Below are 15,901 nucleotides of genomic sequence, written 5' to 3'. Positions count from 1 at the left end.
CATGGCGGCGGCCGCGCTGCTTTTCGTCGCGCTCGTTCTCGGTGGAGCAAGCCGGCTGCATGAGATGCGGCTTGCTCTCGTGGAACTTGCGGCCTTGCCGCTCCTCGTGACTGCTGTGGCCAGCCTTTATCGTGCGTCCGATCAGCCCGCGAGCAAGCTGGCCCTAGGGATCATTGTCGCGATCGGCGCCTTGCCGCTCATACAGCTCATACCGCTCCCTCCAGCGATATGGGCCGGCCTCCCCGGCCGTGAGCAACTCAGTCTCGCGCTTGATGTTGCTGAGATATCGCCCGGCTGGGCGCCCCTGAGCCTCACGCCGGATCTAACCTGGCGCTCGTTTCTCGCGCTGGTCCCGCCGATAGCAATGTTTCTGGGTGTCCTGGCGTGCGGATCGAACACGAGGCTTCGGCTCATTGCAGTATTGCTGGCCGGCGCCGTGGTCAGCGTACTCCTTGGGAGCGCCCAGCTCGCAAGCGGCAGCGAGCGGCTGTATCCTTGGCGCAGCACGGATGCAGGAAGCGTCGTGGGCTTCTTCGCCAACCGGAACCACCTCGCCACGCTTTGCCTGCTCTCCATACCTTTCGCAGCTGCCTTGGGTGCACGTGATCTGCGGCGGGGCGACGGAAGAGGAAATGTGACGCTTTGGATTTCCGCTCTGTTCATCGCCCTGATGGTTATTGCGTTGGGCGTGATTCGCTCGCGTGTCGGCGTGCTGTTGGTTGGGCCGAGCCTGCTGGCAAGCCTTGCTGTTGCATGGTTGGCCGCCGGGAGGGATCGACCCAAACTGTCAATCCTCGGGATCATGGCCGGGGCAGCCGTGGCAATGGTAGCTGTCTCTTTCTTCGCCCTGGGGCCTATCCTTGACCGCTTTGGAAGCGGCGGGGCGGCGGAAGGCAGATTTGAGAACTGGCCGGTAGTTGTGGAGGCCGCCGAATCCTACCTGCCCTTCGGCAGCGGCATTGGCTCGTTTGACGCCGTCTATCGTTCCGTTGAGCCGCTGGAGCGTCTGGACGCGACCTTCTTCAACCAGGCGCACAATGAGTACCTGGAGATATGGCTTGAGGCCGGGATCCTGGGCATCGGCGTGGTGGTGGTGTTTCTGGTCTGGTTCGCCCGGCGGTCATGGTCCGCCTGGACAGGGGGCGTAGGGACACAGCGAGACATCCAGCGCGCCGCCACGGTCGCCATCGTGATGGTCCTGCTTCATTCGGTCGTCGATTATCCGCTCCGGACCGCGGCCTTGGCCACCGTCTTTGCGATGTGCTGCGCAATCCTCGAGCTCTCGGCGCACACCCTCGAAGAGATACCGAGGCGCAGACGTCGGATTCGGGCGCTACGGGACGGATGAAAGGGCCCGGCGATCCACTGCGGCCGCCACAACTGCAGCTGGATCATGGTCGCCCTCCGGGCGCGGAACGGTCTGAATAATCGCCCGTTCCGCGCCTTCGATCCGCAGGGCGCTGAGTCGTCCCGAACTGTAGGCCTTGGTGTCGATCCCTATGCGACGCCTATCCGCGTAAACCTCAACCGTCGGCGTATGGCCGTGCACGACAACACACTCGAAATCCACATCGCTCTCGAGGAAGGTGCGTCGGATCCACATAAGGTCTTGCGGGTCCTGTTGTGTCAGAGGCAGGCCGGGGCGAGCCCCCGCATGAGCAAAGAAGTAGTCTCCGACGACTGCCGACATTTCGAGGTCTTCGAGAAAGGTCCGCTCCCGGGCGGTCAGGCGGTGACGGAGGTCAGCGGCGACGTGAGCCCAAGCTTCGGGTTTATGCCTCATGTCAGGAACCCGCAGGCCATATGACCGGAGCGTCGCATCTCCCCCATACTCGCACCACCGGGGACCGGTTGATCCATCCTCCAGGAAGTTGAGCATGGCGTCCTCATGGTTCCCCTTGAGGAACCGCCACTCGATATCGCCGTCCGTCGGAAGTTCGGCCAGGTGGCGCAAAACGGCTCGGGAATCCGGACCTCGATCGATGTAGTCGCCAAGAAAGATCACGACCTTCCGCCCGGCCGATGACGCCGCGGCGTCCACCTCGATGGCGTCCATCAACGGCTTCAAGAGATCCATGCGACCATGAATGTCGCCGATCGCCCACACGACCGTCCCGGCGGACACAGCCGGGGCCTGAGGCGCTGCCACCTTTGGCTTCCGCTGGAAGAATCTCGAGATCATGAGTGACGTCCGCGGGCGTCGGGCGCGCTCATCCAAATCGTCTTGTGCATTTGCTGACTGTTAGCCATGAGCTGCGTCCGCAAAAGGGCGAGTGCGCCTCCCCTAACCCTCGAACACCGCTCCAAAATCCGCATTGGCCTGCGCATAATCGGGCGGGCGGCCGATGTCCATCCAGTACCCCTCGGCGCGCTGTTGCCGCACCGGTCGCCCGGCGGCGATCAGGTCGGCGATCAGCGTCGGCATGTCGCAATAGGCGTCGGTCGGCACCCGCGCCAGCGCACCGGGCGACAGCACATAGGCGCCGGCGCTGATGGTGAAGGTCTGCGTCGGCTTTTCGTCGATGCGCAGGATGCGGCCCTCGGCGGCGTTGACCACGCCAAACGGCACCTGCATCTCATACTCGCGCACCACGACGGTCGCGTCGGCCTCCGCCTCGACATGCGAGTCCAGCACATGGCCGTAGTCGACCTTGGCGAGAATATCGCCATTGGTCACCACCACCGGCTCCGCCTGCGACGGCAGCAGGGCCAGGGCGCCGCAGGTGCCCAGCGGCTTCTCCTCGCGCAGGTAGCGGATGTCGAGGCCAAGCGCCGAGCCGTCGCCGAAATGCCGCTCGATCTGGTCGGCCTTGTAGTTCACCGCCAGCCAGAAGTTCCGGAACCCCTGCCCGGCCAGATTGCCGACGATGGTGTCGAGGATCGGCCGCGGGCCGACCTTCAGCATCGGCTTGGGCGTGTCGCGGGTCAGTTCCGCCAGCCGCTCGCCCTTGCCCCCGGCCATGATCACCACCGGGCTGCTGCGGATCGGGATGTTGAGGAAGTCCGAAACCGTGGTCAGGCCGACCACCCGTCGTCCCGCGTCCAGCACCGGCAGCTGGCGCAGGCCGTGCGCCCGCAGCATGGTCAGGGTGGCCGCGCGGTCCTGATGCTGGTCGATGCAGAACGGCTCACGATTGGCCCCGGTCAGGGCGGTGTCCTCCAGCCCGGCGCCGCGGATCAGCGCCCGGCGCAGGTCGCCGTCGGACAGCACGCCCAGCAGGCGCCGCTCCCCGTCGACGATCAGCGCCATGCCGGCGCCGGTCGTGTCGATCGACACCAGGGCATCCCGATAGGTCGCCTCCGGCCCGATCAGGGCCCTGTCCCACGCCTTCATGCTTGTCCCCTGCGTCTGGCCGGTACGCCGATCAGCATGCCCGCGCCGGAACCGGCGTCGAGCACGACCGCGCCCGCGCCGACCACCACCCCCGCCTCCAGCCGGACGCCCTGCCTGATCACCGCGCCCGCGCCGATGTGCGAGCCCTCGCCGATCTCGACGTCGCCGCACAGGATGGCGCCGCTGGCGCAATGGGCGAAGGGGCCGATCCGGCAGCCGTGCTCGATGATGACGCCGGTGTTGATGATCGCCCCGGTCCCGATCCAGGCGCCGGTCTGGATCACGCTGCGGGCCAGGAGCTGGACGTCGTCGGCCACGGCGACATGCGAGGCAACCACGGCCGAGGGATGGCGCACGCCCGTGAAGCGGAAGCCCAGCGCCTCCAGCCTTTCCTGAACGCGCCGCCTCAGATCGGGTCCCCCGCCCGTCCCGGTCCCGCCGATTCCGTTGGCGAGGTCATAGCCGGCTTGCGGGTCAAGGCTGTCGTCGGAGCCCAGCAGGTCAAGGCCGGGCAGGCCGCTCGCGGCGTCGGAATCCGGATCGACGAAGCCCAGAACGGCGCGCCCCTCGGCCAGCAGGGCGTCGGCCACGACCGCGCCATGACCCCCGGCGCCGACCACGATGACAGGGCGTCCGCTCATGCCTCGACCGCCTCGTCGGCGGCGAAGGCGCGCGCGGCCGGGCGACCGAGCATCGACCAGACCTCCATCGGCGAGACGCCGTCGGCGGGCCGTTTGGCGGTCAGATTGTCGAGGCCCAGCGGTTCGCCCGCGGCGATCGGGCGGGCGGCCACGAGGCTGCGCCGGGCGATGGCGCGGTTGGCCAGCTCCTCGGGCGCCGGCGCCTTGACCGGACGGCCCAGGGCGATCTCGACGTCACGGATGGCGGCGATCATCGCCGCCAGTTCGGCGGGCTCCAGCGAGGCGGCGTGATCCGGACCGGGCCGGGTCCGGTCGAGGGTGAAATGCTTTTCGATCACCGTCGCGCCGCGGGCGACGGCGGCGATGGCCACGCTGGTCCCGAGCGTATGGTCAGAATAGCCGACCGCCAGGCCGAAGGTTTCGGCCATCACATCGATGGCGCGCAGGTTCACCGCCGTCAGCGGGGCGGGATATTCCGTCGTGCAGTGCAGCAGGGTGACGCGCTCGCGCAGACGCGCCTGACCGGCCGGGCTGGCGAAGGCCTCGGCCAGATCGGCCCGGCCCGTCGGCGTGTCCGTCCGCGTCAGGCCGAAGGCGATCACCGACAGGGCGTCGCGGATCTCGTCGAGGTCGGCCATGCCGGTCGAGACGATCAGCGGCTGGTCCAGCCGGGCCGCCGCCAGCAGCATGGCGCCCCAGGTCAGGTCGCCGGAGGGAATCTTGATCGCCGGCATGTCGAGCGCGGCGAGGAAGGCGAGGCTGTCCAGATCGAAGGCCGTCGACATGAACCGGACGCCGCGCGCGGCGGCGTGGTCGGCCAGGCCCCTGTGGTCCGCGTGCGCCAGCTCCAGCGCCTTGAGCATGGCCAGCTGGCCGCCGTCCTCGCCGGTGTTGCGGGTCTGGTAGGCCGCCTTGCCGGCGCGGCGCGTGACCAGCTGTTCGGCCTGGAAGGTCTGAAATTTCACCGCATCTGCGCCCGCTTCAGCGGCGACGTCGATCATCCGGCGGGCGTCGTCCAGCGAGCCGTCGTGATTGACCCCCGCCTCCGCGATGACGAAGACGCCGGTCATGCGCCGACCTCGTGGAAGGCCTTTGCCAGCAAGACCTCGCGCGGCGGGGCGTCGCGCAGGATCCCGACGATGCGTCCGGCGCTGAAGCCGTCGCCATAGGGATTGACGACACCGGCGCAGTCAAGAGCGAACGCCTCCCGCACGGCGGCGGCGATGGCTTCGGCGTCGGGCGCGCAGCGGATCACCGAGGCGGCGGCCAGCCGGCCCTTCTGGCGGTCGCCGATGTCGACCGTCGGCACGCCGAAGGACGGCGCCTCATACAGTCCGCTGGAAGAGTTGCCGACCACCGCATCGACCTGGGCCATCAGCGACAGGTAGCGCAATTGGCCGAGGGAAGCGAAGACCCGCACGTCGGGCCGGTCACGGGCCCAGGCGTCGAGCGCCTCCTCTATCGCGCGGTGGCCCGGATCCGCGTTCGGGCGGGTGATCCATTTCACGACATCGGCCGGCAGGGCGTCCAGCGCCGCCAGCAGGGCCGCGAACTCCGCCTGCCCGCGGTCGGCGGTCAGGGTCACGGGATGGAAGGTCACGAGGATGTTCCGCGGACCCAGCGGCGCGCCGAGCGCGGCCTCCAGCGCCACCCGGTCCACCAGGGGCCGACGCCGTAGCTGGTCCAGCCCGGGGCTGCCGACGACATGGACCCGGTCGGGCGCGGCCCCCATCTGGCGGACGCGCCGGGCGGAGGTCTCGTGGGTGGTCAGATGGATGTGCGCCATCTGGGTCAGGGCGTGGCGGATGCTTTCGTCGAAGGCCCCCTCCGTCGTGTCGCCGCCGGCGATGTGGGCGATCGGCACGCCATGGATCAGGGCGGCCTGCGCCGCCGCGAAGATCTCGTAGCGATCACCCAGCACCAGCATGATGTCGGGCCGCAGCGTCTCCAGCGCCTCCGAAAACCCGGTCAGGCCGCGCGCCATGGCCCGCACCGTATCACCCGGACCGTCCGCCTGAAGACCCAGCGGCGCGCGGGCGTCGATGCGGAAGCCGTCGGCCTCGATCTGGTCGGCCGTCATGCCGAACGCGGGCTCTAGGTGCGAGCCGGTGGCGATCAGTTGCAGCTCCAGACCTTCGGCCGCGCGGATGTCGTGCATCACCCACTGCAGCAGGCCGTAGTCGGCCCGGCCGCCAGTGACGACGCAGATCCGGCGGGGCCCGCTCATGCGTCAGCCAGCCGGGCGCTGCTCGGAATGTTGACGACGCTGGCCTCCAGCGCCTCGGCCACCGGCAGGGCGTCGCGGGGACAGGCGGCGTACATCGGCAGCCGGTGCATCAACGTCCACAGCGGCCGGGCCATGATGCCGGCGTTGTTCAGCGTCTCCAGCAGGGCGTCGCGCATGGCCATGTCAGGCCGGTCGAGGATCAGGGCGTTGAGCCAGTGGTTGACCTCGGCCCCGGGCCGGGCGGCCATCAGACGCACGCCCTCCACGTCGCGGAACGCCCCGGCATAGCGCCGGGCCAGCGCCGCCTTGCGCGCCAGCATATCAGGCAGACGCTCCAGCTGGGCGCAGCCGAGGGCGGCGTTGAGGTTGGGCATCCGGTAATTCCAGCCGACCTCATCATGCACGAACGACCATTTGTGCGGGACGCGCGCCGTCGTGGACAGGTGCTTGGCGCGGCGGGCGAGGTCGGGGTCGTTGGTCAGTATGGCGCCGCCGCCGCCGGTGGTGACGATCTTGTTGCCGTTGAAACTGAGGGCCGAGACGAGACCGACATTACCGACATGCCGGCCGTTCCAGCTCGAGCCGAGGCCCTCGGCGGCGTCCTCGACCAGCGCCAGCTTCCAGCGCGCCGCGACCTCGGCCAGACCGTCCAGCTCGCAGGGATGGCCGAAGACGTGCATCACCATCAGCGCCCGGATCGGCGCTCCGGTGCGGGTGTTGACGCAGACGTCGCCCTCGATCCGCGCGGTCTCCCCGAGGTACGCCTCCAGCCGGACCGCATCGACCCCGAGGGTCTCCGCCTCGGAGTCGACGAAATGCGGCGTCGCGCCCTGATAGGCCACGGCGTTGGCCGTGGCGACGAAGGTCAGGGTCGGGACCAGCACCTCGTCCCCCGCCCGCACCCCGGCGAGGCGCAGGCAGATGTCCAGCGCCGCCGTGCCGTTCGAGGTCGCAACCGCGTGGGCGACGCCGGTGATGGCTTCGAGGTCGCGCTCGATGCGGTCCACATAGGCGCCGACGGACGAGACCCAGCCGGTGTCAAGGCAGTCCTTCAGATAGGTCCACTCCTGCCCCCGGAACTCGGGCTCATGCAGGGCGACGCCGCCGTCCGACGCCGGCAGGGCGGCGCGCACCGCCGCGAGGACGCTCTCGGGCAGGCTCACAGCACGTACCGATCCGCCTTGTAGCGGGCCAGATTGGCCGGGTCGCTGAACCAGTCGATGGTGTCCCGCAGCCCGCGATCAAAGCCCTCGCCGCCGCCGTAGTCGGGCGACCAGCCGGTCAGGGACTGCATCAGGCTGCTGTCGGCCCACAGCCGCTCGACCTCGCTGGCCTCGGGGCGCAGGCGCTGGTCGTCGGTGACGATGGCCACGTCGCGGCCCATCAGGGCGATGATCCGGCGCGCGGTGTCGCCGATGGAGACCTCGAAGCCGCTGCCGACGTTGACCGTCTGGCCCACGGCCGCGTCGCATTCCGCCACGGCCTCGAAGCCGCGCGCGGTGTCGGAAACGTAGGTGAAGTCGCGCGTCGGATGCACGGCGCCGAGCTTGATCTCGCCCGCGCCCGCCGCGACCTGGGTAATGACCGTCGGGATCACCGCCCGCGCGGATTGCCGCGGCCCATAGGTGTTGAACGGCCGGATCACCGTCACCGGCGTGCCGAAGGCCGCGTGGAAGCTCAGGGCGATCTGGTCCGCGCCGATCTTGCTGGCCGAATAGGGCGACTGGCCCTGCAGCGGATGGGCTTCGGTGATCGGCACGAACCGGGCGGTGCCATAGACCTCGCTGGTCGAGGTGTGGACCACCCGCTCGACGCCCAGATCGCGCGCCGCCTGGACGATGTTCAGCGTGCCGAGGACATTGGTCTCAACATAGGTCTGGGGCGAGTGATAGCTGTAGGGGATGGCGATCAGGGCGGCGAGATGCAGCACCACGTCGCATCCGGTCATGGCCGTGCGCACCCCGTGGGGGTCGCGAATATCGCCCGCGAACACGTCAAGGTTGCGACGAACGTCGACAGGGCTGTCGTCCAGCCAGCCCCAGGATCCCAAGCTGTTGTACTGGACGAAGGCCCGGACCTCGCAGCCTCGACGCACTAGCCGCTCGGTCAGATGCGAGCCGATGAATCCATCGGCGCCCGTAACCAGAATGCGTCGACCGGCCAGATTCATTGATTTTCCTGCTGTTCCGACGCAGCCGGCCACCGGACCGACGACCGCGGCAGCGACCGTGGCAGAATTGTCGGTAGATTTCGTTTACTGTCGCGACAAGGGCAGTCGGGCGGCGGGGAACCGCTCACATCGCGAATTTTGACTTGCATATCCGCCCACTCCGATTGTATGAAGCCCGTGACTGGGGCGTTTGCGCTTTCGGCACAACGTTAATCAAGGGGATCTACATGCGTAAGACCATCGCCGCCGTTACGGCTGGCCTGCTCCTGGTTGCCGGCCAAGCGGCCGCTGCCGGTTCGAACTCCGCCGTGACTCGCGTTGGCGACCGCGTCGGCGCTGCTGCTGGTGAATCTTCGGAATTCGCCGGCGTGCCGCTTCCGGTCCTGCTGATCGGCGCCGCCGTTCTCGTCGCCGCCGTCGTGGTGGTGTCGGAAGACGACAGCGAAAGCGACTAAGACAGATTTCAGACGACGTCCGGCTTGCCGGCCATCGTCAGCTATAATCTTGAAGGCCATCCGGCTCGCCGGGTGGCCTTTTTGATGTCTGGCGCGTGACAGACGGGCGGAAGCCGGCGCTTGGCTCACGCCTTCCCCACCGATAAACGTCGGCTATGAAGCCGCACCGTCAACCATCCTTGGCCCTGGCCCTCGTCTGTATCGCGGCCCTCAGCGGATGCGGCAGCGCGTCGTCGACACGTCCCGTGCTGTCCACGGCCGAGCTGGACGCAGCGGCCGGACGGCTCACGGCGCTCACGGATCTGGACCAGCGCGTCGCCCGGGTCGCGTGGCGCCTGTCGACAGCCAATGCCGACCTTTGCCCCGTGGTCCGGACGTCGGCGGGCTGGGCCCTGCATTCGGCGAGACAATACAGCCTCGACCTGCGGCCTCACGCCGAAAGCCGGTTCGGCCTCATCGGCGACCTTCCGGGCGTGCTCGCCGTCCCGCCGGACTCTCCCGCCGCTGCGGCCGGATTCGCGCCTGGCGATCTGATCGTCGAGGCGGCCGGCGCCGAACTCAATCCGGGCGATGGCGAATCCGCCCCCTCATGGACCGGGCTGGAGCGGAATCTGCGGGTCATCGACACCGCCTTGGCGAGCGGGCGAACGACCTTCATGGTCCAGCGCGGAGACGACCGCATCCACATCGCGTTGACCCCTGAACGCGCCTGCGGCTACGACGTCCAGCTCGACCCCTCCGACGAGTTGAACGCCCGCGCCGACGGGCGGCGCCTCTTCATCAGCACGGCCCTGGCCGAATTCGCCCGGACCGACGACGAGCTGGCGTTGATCCTCGGTCACGAGCTGGCCCACCATGTCCTTGGTCACCGCCCGTGGAACGAAGCGGGCGGTGCGGCGCGGCGCGCCAACGACGGCGCATGGAAGGCCGAAAGCGGCGGCGGCGGAGCTGAACAGCAGGCCGATCGCGCCGGCCTCTACCTCCTCGCCCGCGCCGGCTACGATCCGACGGTCGCCGCCCCATTCTGGCGCCGATTCGGCGAGTCCAACTGGCGGGTCCGCTTCCCGCAGATCGGCCACGCTTCGGCGGGGTCGCGGGCCCAGGCGCTGGAAGCGGTCGAGCGGGAGATCGAGGCGAAACGCCGGTCCGGCGGCGAACTCCGGCCCTGAGCGGTCAGCCCTCCGCCAATCGCTCGGCCGCCTGAAAGTCTTCCAGCGTGTCGATATCGGCTGACCGATCCGCCGGCATCTCCCACGCCACGGTCTCGCCCGGTCTGACGAAGACCCTTTCGCGCCGCAGCCATGCCACCTCGGCGGCATAGACCGCCCCGTTCAGCACGAAGGCCGGCGGCAGGTCCTGTCGCCTCGAGCTCGCCCCGCCGGGCGGCGGCGCGAACGGGTTCAGTCGCCCCTCCCCGTCTTGGCCGAACACGAGCCACGGATGACTTTGCGCTTCCCGTACGGACACGCAGCCAGGCGCCCCCGCGGCCGCCATGCGATCGAGCGTTCCGTCGATATCCGCGGCCGTGCGCAGGGGCGAAGTCGGCTGCAGCAGGACCACCACGTCGTATCCGGGGACCCGGTCCAGCGCGTCGAGCACCACATCGATCGAGGTCGCGGCGCCGCCGGACAGCGCCGGTGTTCGCCGAAAGGGCGCCTCGCAACCGAGGCCTTCAGCCACCGCGATGATTTCCGGGTCGTCGGAGGACAGGACCAACCGATCGATCCGACCCGAGGCCTGCGCCGCCGCTATGGTCCATCCGATCAGCGGCCTCCCCCGGAACGGCAGCACGTTCTTGCGCGGCAGCCCCCGTGAACCGCCCCGGGCGGTGATGACCGCCAGCACTGACCGTCCTGCGATCACGGGGGCGCTCCACCACCCGACCCCAGGGAGAGGGTCTCGCGCAGCTGACTCCAGGCGGAGGTGATATGATAGAGCGAGCTCGCCGGCGCCGGTTCCTCGACGAAGCGTCCATCGGCCTCCTGCTTGTCGCGCCACAGACCGCCGGGCTGCAGATACCGGCGCAAGCTTGTCAGCGCCTCCGCCGCCCGTCCGTCGTGCCCACCTCGCGCCAGGATCAGCGCGGCCTTCAACCGTTCGGTCTGCGGCCAGAGCCGGGCCCGGGAGACGCGAACCTCCAGACCCCCGCCCATCTGGTCGACCGCCACGCCCCTTGCGGCGTCGACCCCCCGCATCCCCGCTTCATAAAGCCGGACCGCCGCCCCGTCGGCCCGGTCATCGCGTCGCGCCCGGCCCCAGCGAGTCAGCAGCCAGGCCCATTCGAACTGGTGACCGGGCTCGATCGGGCCGCCCGGCGGGTCACCGGCCGGGCTCCAGTCCGCCTCGAAGAACTCCCGCAGGGCGCCCCCCTGCGGCTCGATGAAGAAGCGCTGCGCCAGACCGACGATCTCGTCGGCCATCGCCGTCCACGCGCCCGCGGGCTCCAGCGCCTCCCAGGCGAGACAGGCCTCCAGCAGATGCATGTGGGCATTGGCCTGATACGGATCCGCCCCGGCCTCGCGCCAGCCCCCGGCCGGGTGGGCATAAGCGGCGAGGGCCTCGCGCAGCGCATGGGCCCGCGCCGTCAGCCGCTCCGGCTCGACCCCGGCCTCGACCGCCCCGGCGAAGGCCAGCAGGGCGAAGGCTTGGTCGTACAGCAGGGCGGTGTCGTCGATCACTTCGCCCGTGTTGGACACCAGGGTGCGGTACAGGCCGTCCGGCCGCCGGTGGGTGGCCTCGAACCGGTCCAGCCCCTCGCTGACCAGACGGCTCCAAGGGCCCGTCCACCCCGCCCGGCCGGCGACGCTGAAGGCCCAGGCCTGCCGCGCCTGGACCCGGGCCCGGCGGAACGGGCTGGCGCTCGCCCCGCCTTGGTCGAGGGTCTCGTGGAAGCCGCCGTCCTCGTCGACGCCGAGCGTGGCCCACAACGGCAGGGCCTCGAGCCGCATCCAGCGATCTAACGCCTGCGCCTGCTGTTCCAGCGTCGCCGCCGTCCGCCCCTCGGCATGGGCGGGGGAGGTCTGGCGTATGCGGTCCACAAGCGCCTTGACCTCCTGCGCCCGGTCGAGGCTGCAGACCAGCACGGCGTCGGATTCGACGATGATCGCCAGATCCCTGACGCCCGCCGTCGCCACCACCATGCCTTCCGCCGCCCGGACCAGACAGGTGTCGCCCGGCGCGCCGACCCAGACGCCCTTCTGCCCGGCGTCGACGGCGGCGACCGCATCCCATGCTCCGAGGTCGGACCAGCGGAAATCCACGGGCAGGACCGAGACCCGCCCGCTCCGCTCCATGACCGCATAGTCGATCGAGATTCGCGGCGAGCGGAGGAAGGCGTCGGACAGGAGCACGATGTCGTCTGCCGACTCCGGAACCGCCTGCGCCACCGCCGCAGCGACCTCAGGGGCGAACGCCTCCAGCTCGCCCAGCAGGACGTCGGCGCGGACCATGAAGTTGCCGCTGTTCCACAGGAAGCCGTCCCGGACATAGGCCTCGGCCCGTTCGCGGTCGGGCTTTTCGACAAAACGCCGGACCCGGGACAGGCCCGGCGACTCGGGCTCGATATAGCCATAGGCCGACGACGGGCCGGTCGGCCGCACGCCGAAAGTGACGATCTCGCCGTCGGCCGCGGCGGGCGCGCCGGTCATCACCGAACGCCGGAAGGCCTCCGAGTCCGGAATATGATGATCCGAGGCCACGAACAGGGCGATGCCGTCGGGCGACCGCCGGCTGATCCACACCGCCGCCGCCGCCATGGCCGCCGCCGAGTCGCGGCCCTCGGGCTCCAGCAGGACGGTGGCCTCCAGCGAGAGCGCCGCCAGTTGCTGGACGATAGCGTCCCTATGGCCCTCGCCGGCGACGATGATGAGCCGCCCACCCCCCTCGGTCAGGGGCGCGACGCGGCGGGCCGTCTCCTGGAACAGGGACAGGTCGCCGACCAGATCGAGAAACTGCTTGGGGCTGTTCGGTCGCGACGCCGGCCACAGGCGCGTTCCGGCGCCGCCACAGAGGATGACCGGAAATACCACCATGCCGCGCTCCAAACGTCCAAGCGTTCGTCTAGACTCTGGCGTCGGCCAGCGCCAGCCGCACCCGGCCGGGGCGTCTAGAACGTCGTCCGCCACTGCCCCGTCACGCCCACGGCCGGAGCAGCGTCCCGCACATGCCGGTCATCCCGCGTGACGACGGCGCGCAGGCTCAGATGCGATCCGTCCGGCAACTGATGCAGGCTGCCCAAGGCGAGGTCGATCTGGCGACCGGTCGGGCTGGCGGAGAAGCGCCTCTCAGAGAAGGTCAGCGGATCGAAATAGGCCAGCGGCGCATCGGCCAGCCAAGCGCTGAACTGGCCGCTCTCGACCCGCAACGGCTGGGAGATCGACCACGTCAGGGACCGGCACCCGAGCCCCAGCTCGCTGCAGACCGTTGACAGGCCGAACCGCCAGTTGGAGCTGATCGCCGCTTCCGACAGCGCCATGAACTGACCCGACAGACCGGTTCTGGCCCAGCCGGCCTCCGCGTCGAGCCACAGATTGGGCGCCAGGCGAAACCGCCCCGAGACCGCGGCGAAGGCCGTCTCGCTCGGCATCTCGAACCCGGACCCGACCGGCGCAAAGGCGCCGAGCGGACCCATTCGCTCCGACAGGTCGCCGCCCGCGAAGGTCATCCGCACCGCGTCGGCCGCCTGCCAGTCCAGGGCGAAGCGAGTGTAGCGCGAGACATCCTGTTCGGCCGCCTCGAACGGCATCGGCCGGTCGCCGACGCCGGCGTCGGCGGTCAGGGTCAGCGCCCCGAGGCGCACCGCCCCCAGCCACGCGCGATCCACCTGGGCGAGCGTGGCGAACCCGTCTGCGGCGCCGAGTTCGAAGGGGGACCGGGCGCCGTTCCGGCCTCGCCAGACCGCGACCGCGCCCGCTCCGGCGGAGTATTCCACCATCACATCGTCGCGCCGGCCCTCGTCCAGCCAAGGTGTCAGGGCGTGGCTGGCAGCCGCGGGATCATAAGCCTCGTCATCGATCGCAACGCCCGAGGTCAGCGACAGCCGTCCACCCAGCGGCGTGGCCAGGCTGAGGGTCGCCTGCCGTCTGTCGGCGCCAGGCAGGCGGGCGCGGTCGGCTCTGGGCGCGGCGCCATAGGCCGCGCCCAGATCGACCCGGAACAGGCGGTCGAACGCGTCGCGCCCGACGGTGGTGAGCGCCGCCCCTGTCCGCAGGGCGTCGCCAAAGGCCGCGCCCGTATAGGAAAACTGCTGGGTCGTAACGGACAGCGTGGCCCCGGAAGTCATCGGGACGCTGGTCGTCCCGACGGGCTGAAACGCCTGGGCGATGTCCAGCAGCCCCCGGCCGTAGACCGGATCGACGCCCGGGTCCCCGGCCTCACGCGCGGTCGTCAGAAGGATCGCCACGGCGTCCTTTCCGGAAAGGTTGGGAAAGGCCTGCAACAGCAGGGCGAGGGCGCCGGCGACGGCCGGCGCCGAGAAGGAAGTGCCATTCACGCGCCAGCACGAGGACTGATCGCATCCGGCCACCACGCCGACCCCGGCGGCGCTCAGATAGCTGGCCGCGGACACGCCGGCGCGGTTGGAGAAGCCGGCGATCTCGTTGACGGAATTGTGGGCGCCGACGACGATGATGCCTCCGGCATAGCGCGGGTCGGTGGCGTAGCGGCCGGGCCACTCGGGGCTCTCTCCGCCCTCGTTGCCCGCCGCGATGGTGAAGACGATTCCGGCGTTGATGGCGCGCGCCAGGGCCGCTTCGAAGGCGCCCCCCATGGGTTCAGAGCCGCCCAGCGACATGTTGACGACCGGGACGCCCTGGGCGATGGCGTAGTCGATCGCGCGCGTCAGGTCCGAGGCCTGGAAACAGACATCGTCCTCGGGCTCCTCACAGTCGCTGATGTCGGCCCGGATCGAGACGATGGTGGACTGGTAGGCGACGCCGATCGTGCCGAACCCGTTGAAGTTCGAAGCGATCACGCCCGACACCCGGGTTCCGTGATCGTCGCCGCCCTGCGGCGCGTTTCGGCCCGCGATGACGTCCGTGGAGGCGGCCGAGATGCGGCCCTGCAGGTCGGCCTGGCTGAAGTCGATGCCGGAATCGATCACCGCGACCCGGACGCCCGCCCCGGTCGCGCCGGCCTCCCACGCCTTGATCGCGCCCGTGTTCGCGACGGCGTAGTTGCGCCGGTACTCGTCCGAGTTCGCGCTGGGGGGCGTGACAACGGCCGGTGGCGGAGGCGGCGGGGGCGGCGGCGGGGCTGGGGGAACCGGCGAAACGATGCCACCCCCGCCGCCTCCGCCACCGCCACCGCCACCGCCACACGCCGTCAGCGGAGCCGCGATCGCCGCCAGCAACAGCCATCCGGGAATCGATCCCGACCAACGAATCCGCACGGATCCACACCCCAACTCACGCCCCGATCGGAGGCTAGGGCCGCGGCGAGGAAAAGGGCAATCATTTTATCGAGATAAGCCTCGGGGCCTGCCGCGCCGCGCCAACCGCCTCATCCGGCGGCTGCGGGTTCTGTGGAGGGCGCGGTCCCGGCCGGGATCGGACGCGCCTCGCGCCACGCCGCCGCCGGGTTCAGCGCCGCCGTCGCCTCGAGGAAGGAGCCGGGCTTCATCGACGGCTCCGGCGCCGTGCGCAGGCCGGCGATCCGCGCCAGATCGGCGATGAAGGTGATGCAGTTGCGCCGCCGCAGGTCATAGACCGAGCCTTCGGGGCTGTTCCACCACTCGGCGCGGGCCTTCAGCGCATGCCAGGTGGCGTCATCGACCGTCAGCGTCAGGAACGGCTTTCCCTCGTCGACATAGCGGGCGTCCGGGGCCGTCACCACGCCGCCGCCGCGCGCGAACAGCAGATGCGGACCGGGGCTCTTCGCGGTAAAGCCGGCCGACCAGTCGACCGGCTGGCCCGTGACCTCCTCGGTCCCCTCGGCATGCACATAGGCATGGGGAAACAGCAGATCGCCGCCCCGCACCCGGGCGCCGGGGTGGGCGTAGAAGGTCACCGTCACCTCGGCCCAGGCGTGGCCCGCGATCAGGGCCAGCAGGCCGCCCAGCACCCATGCGCGCATACC

The 15,901-nt window shown here is 69.9% G+C and carries 14 protein-coding genes; 3 read left to right on the top strand and 11 right to left on the bottom strand.

Annotated elements, in window-relative coordinates; genetic code table 11:
- Nucleotide 1 precedes the first annotated feature (1 nt).
- A complete protein-coding gene (locus ACK4JY_RS00125) occupies nt 2-1,348 on the top strand; it encodes an O-antigen ligase family protein (protein ID WP_409601969.1) in 1,347 nt (448 codons plus the stop codon).
- Here ACK4JY_RS00125 and ACK4JY_RS00120 read toward each other — a convergent pair.
- The 7 genes from ACK4JY_RS00120 to ACK4JY_RS00090 all read right to left on the bottom strand — a co-directional run bounded on the left by ACK4JY_RS00120 (nt 1,334) and on the right by ACK4JY_RS00090 (nt 8,372).
- Nucleotides 1,334-2,182 (bottom strand): metallophosphoesterase family protein, encoded by an 849-nt coding sequence (locus tag ACK4JY_RS00120; RefSeq protein ID WP_409601967.1) that lies wholly within the window; start codon nt 2,180-2,182, stop codon nt 1,334-1,336. The genes ACK4JY_RS00125 and ACK4JY_RS00120 overlap by 15 nt on opposite strands.
- A gap of 102 nt (nt 2,183-2,284) precedes the next feature.
- Complete coding sequence (locus ACK4JY_RS00115; protein WP_409601965.1) at nt 2,285-3,334, bottom strand: nucleotidyltransferase family protein; 1,050 nt, start codon at nt 3,332-3,334, stop codon at nt 2,285-2,287.
- Nucleotides 3,331-3,975, bottom strand: coding sequence for a NeuD/PglB/VioB family sugar acetyltransferase (locus ACK4JY_RS00110; RefSeq protein WP_409601963.1), 645 nt, complete (start codon nt 3,973-3,975; stop codon nt 3,331-3,333). The genes ACK4JY_RS00115 and ACK4JY_RS00110 overlap by 4 nt, the downstream gene beginning before the upstream one ends.
- The gene (neuB, locus tag ACK4JY_RS00105) at nt 3,972-5,045 is read right to left on the bottom strand and encodes an N-acetylneuraminate synthase (protein WP_409601962.1); all 1,074 of its coding nucleotides are present in this window, start codon (nt 5,043-5,045) and stop codon (nt 3,972-3,974) included. Before neuB ends, ACK4JY_RS00110 begins: the two co-directional genes overlap by 4 nt.
- Nucleotides 5,042-6,202: a UDP-N-acetylglucosamine 2-epimerase gene (gene neuC, locus ACK4JY_RS00100; RefSeq protein ID WP_409601961.1), complete on the bottom strand. Its 1,161-nt coding sequence runs from the start codon at nt 6,200-6,202 to the stop codon at nt 5,042-5,044. The genes neuB and neuC overlap by 4 nt, the downstream gene beginning before the upstream one ends.
- Nucleotides 6,199-7,365: a LegC family aminotransferase gene (locus ACK4JY_RS00095; RefSeq protein WP_409601959.1), complete on the bottom strand. Its 1,167-nt coding sequence runs from the start codon at nt 7,363-7,365 to the stop codon at nt 6,199-6,201. The genes neuC and ACK4JY_RS00095 overlap by 4 nt, the downstream gene beginning before the upstream one ends.
- The gene (locus ACK4JY_RS00090) at nt 7,362-8,372 is read right to left on the bottom strand and encodes an NAD-dependent 4,6-dehydratase LegB (RefSeq protein WP_409601957.1); all 1,011 of its coding nucleotides are present in this window, start codon (nt 8,370-8,372) and stop codon (nt 7,362-7,364) included. Before ACK4JY_RS00090 ends, ACK4JY_RS00095 begins: the two co-directional genes overlap by 4 nt.
- A gap of 227 nt (nt 8,373-8,599) precedes the next feature.
- On the opposite strand from ACK4JY_RS00090, the gene ACK4JY_RS00085 reads away from it, so the two are divergent.
- Together ACK4JY_RS00085 and ACK4JY_RS00080 are read left to right on the top strand one after the other, a co-directional pair.
- A complete protein-coding gene (locus tag ACK4JY_RS00085; RefSeq protein ID WP_409601955.1) occupies nt 8,600-8,827 on the top strand; it encodes a hypothetical protein in 228 nt (75 codons plus the stop codon).
- Between the two features lie 245 nt (nt 8,828-9,072).
- A complete protein-coding gene (locus ACK4JY_RS00080; RefSeq protein ID WP_409601953.1) occupies nt 9,073-9,996 on the top strand; it encodes a M48 family metallopeptidase in 924 nt (307 codons plus the stop codon).
- Nucleotides 9,997-10,000: 4 nt separating this feature from the next.
- Here the strand turns inward: ACK4JY_RS00080 and ACK4JY_RS00075 are convergent, their stop codons facing one another.
- The 4 genes from ACK4JY_RS00075 to ACK4JY_RS00060 all read right to left on the bottom strand — a co-directional run bounded on the left by ACK4JY_RS00075 (nt 10,001) and on the right by ACK4JY_RS00060 (nt 15,898).
- On the bottom strand, nt 10,001-10,672 hold the full coding sequence (locus tag ACK4JY_RS00075) for a cytidylyltransferase domain-containing protein (RefSeq protein ID WP_409601951.1): 672 nt from the start codon (nt 10,670-10,672) through the stop codon (nt 10,001-10,003).
- Between the two features lie 14 nt (nt 10,673-10,686).
- Complete coding sequence (locus ACK4JY_RS00070; protein WP_409601949.1) at nt 10,687-12,858, bottom strand: AGE family epimerase/isomerase; 2,172 nt, start codon at nt 12,856-12,858, stop codon at nt 10,687-10,689.
- 74 nt (nt 12,859-12,932) lie between these two features.
- Nucleotides 12,933-14,975, bottom strand: coding sequence for a S8 family peptidase (locus tag ACK4JY_RS00065; RefSeq protein WP_409602361.1), 2,043 nt, complete (start codon nt 14,973-14,975; stop codon nt 12,933-12,935).
- A gap of 350 nt (nt 14,976-15,325) precedes the next feature.
- Nucleotides 15,326-15,898 (bottom strand): hypothetical protein, encoded by a 573-nt coding sequence (locus tag ACK4JY_RS00060; RefSeq protein ID WP_409601947.1) that lies wholly within the window; start codon nt 15,896-15,898, stop codon nt 15,326-15,328.
- Between the last annotated feature and the right edge of the window lie 3 nt (nt 15,899-15,901).

Source organism: Brevundimonas sp., from assembly GCF_046295595.1.
GTDB lineage: Bacteria > Pseudomonadota > Alphaproteobacteria > Caulobacterales > Caulobacteraceae > Brevundimonas.
This window is presented reverse-complemented; position numbering and strand designations above follow the sequence as displayed.

What these genes read in the sequence shown, in the direction of transcription:
- ACK4JY_RS00125 (WP_409601969.1), top strand. Translation starts at nt 2, where the DNA reads ATGGCGGCGGCCGCGCTGCTTTTCGTCGCGCTCGTTCTCGGTGGAGCA.
- ACK4JY_RS00120 (WP_409601967.1), bottom strand. Translation starts at nt 2,182, where the DNA reads ATGATCTCGAGATTCTTCCAGCGGAAGCCAAAGGTGGCAGCGCCTCAG.
- ACK4JY_RS00115 (WP_409601965.1), bottom strand. Translation starts at nt 3,334, where the DNA reads ATGAAGGCGTGGGACAGGGCCCTGATCGGGCCGGAGGCGACCTATCGG.
- ACK4JY_RS00110 (WP_409601963.1), bottom strand. Translation starts at nt 3,975, where the DNA reads ATGAGCGGACGCCCTGTCATCGTGGTCGGCGCCGGGGGTCATGGCGCG.
- neuB (WP_409601962.1), bottom strand. Translation starts at nt 5,045, where the DNA reads ATGACCGGCGTCTTCGTCATCGCGGAGGCGGGGGTCAATCACGACGGC.
- neuC (WP_409601961.1), bottom strand. Translation starts at nt 6,202, where the DNA reads ATGAGCGGGCCCCGCCGGATCTGCGTCGTCACTGGCGGCCGGGCCGAC.
- ACK4JY_RS00090 (WP_409601957.1), bottom strand. Translation starts at nt 8,372, where the DNA reads ATGAATCTGGCCGGTCGACGCATTCTGGTTACGGGCGCCGATGGATTC.
- ACK4JY_RS00085 (WP_409601955.1), top strand. Translation starts at nt 8,600, where the DNA reads ATGCGTAAGACCATCGCCGCCGTTACGGCTGGCCTGCTCCTGGTTGCC.
- ACK4JY_RS00070 (WP_409601949.1), bottom strand. Translation starts at nt 12,858, where the DNA reads ATGGTGGTATTTCCGGTCATCCTCTGTGGCGGCGCCGGAACGCGCCTG.
- ACK4JY_RS00060 (WP_409601947.1), bottom strand. Translation starts at nt 15,898, where the DNA reads ATGCGCGCATGGGTGCTGGGCGGCCTGCTGGCCCTGATCGCGGGCCAC.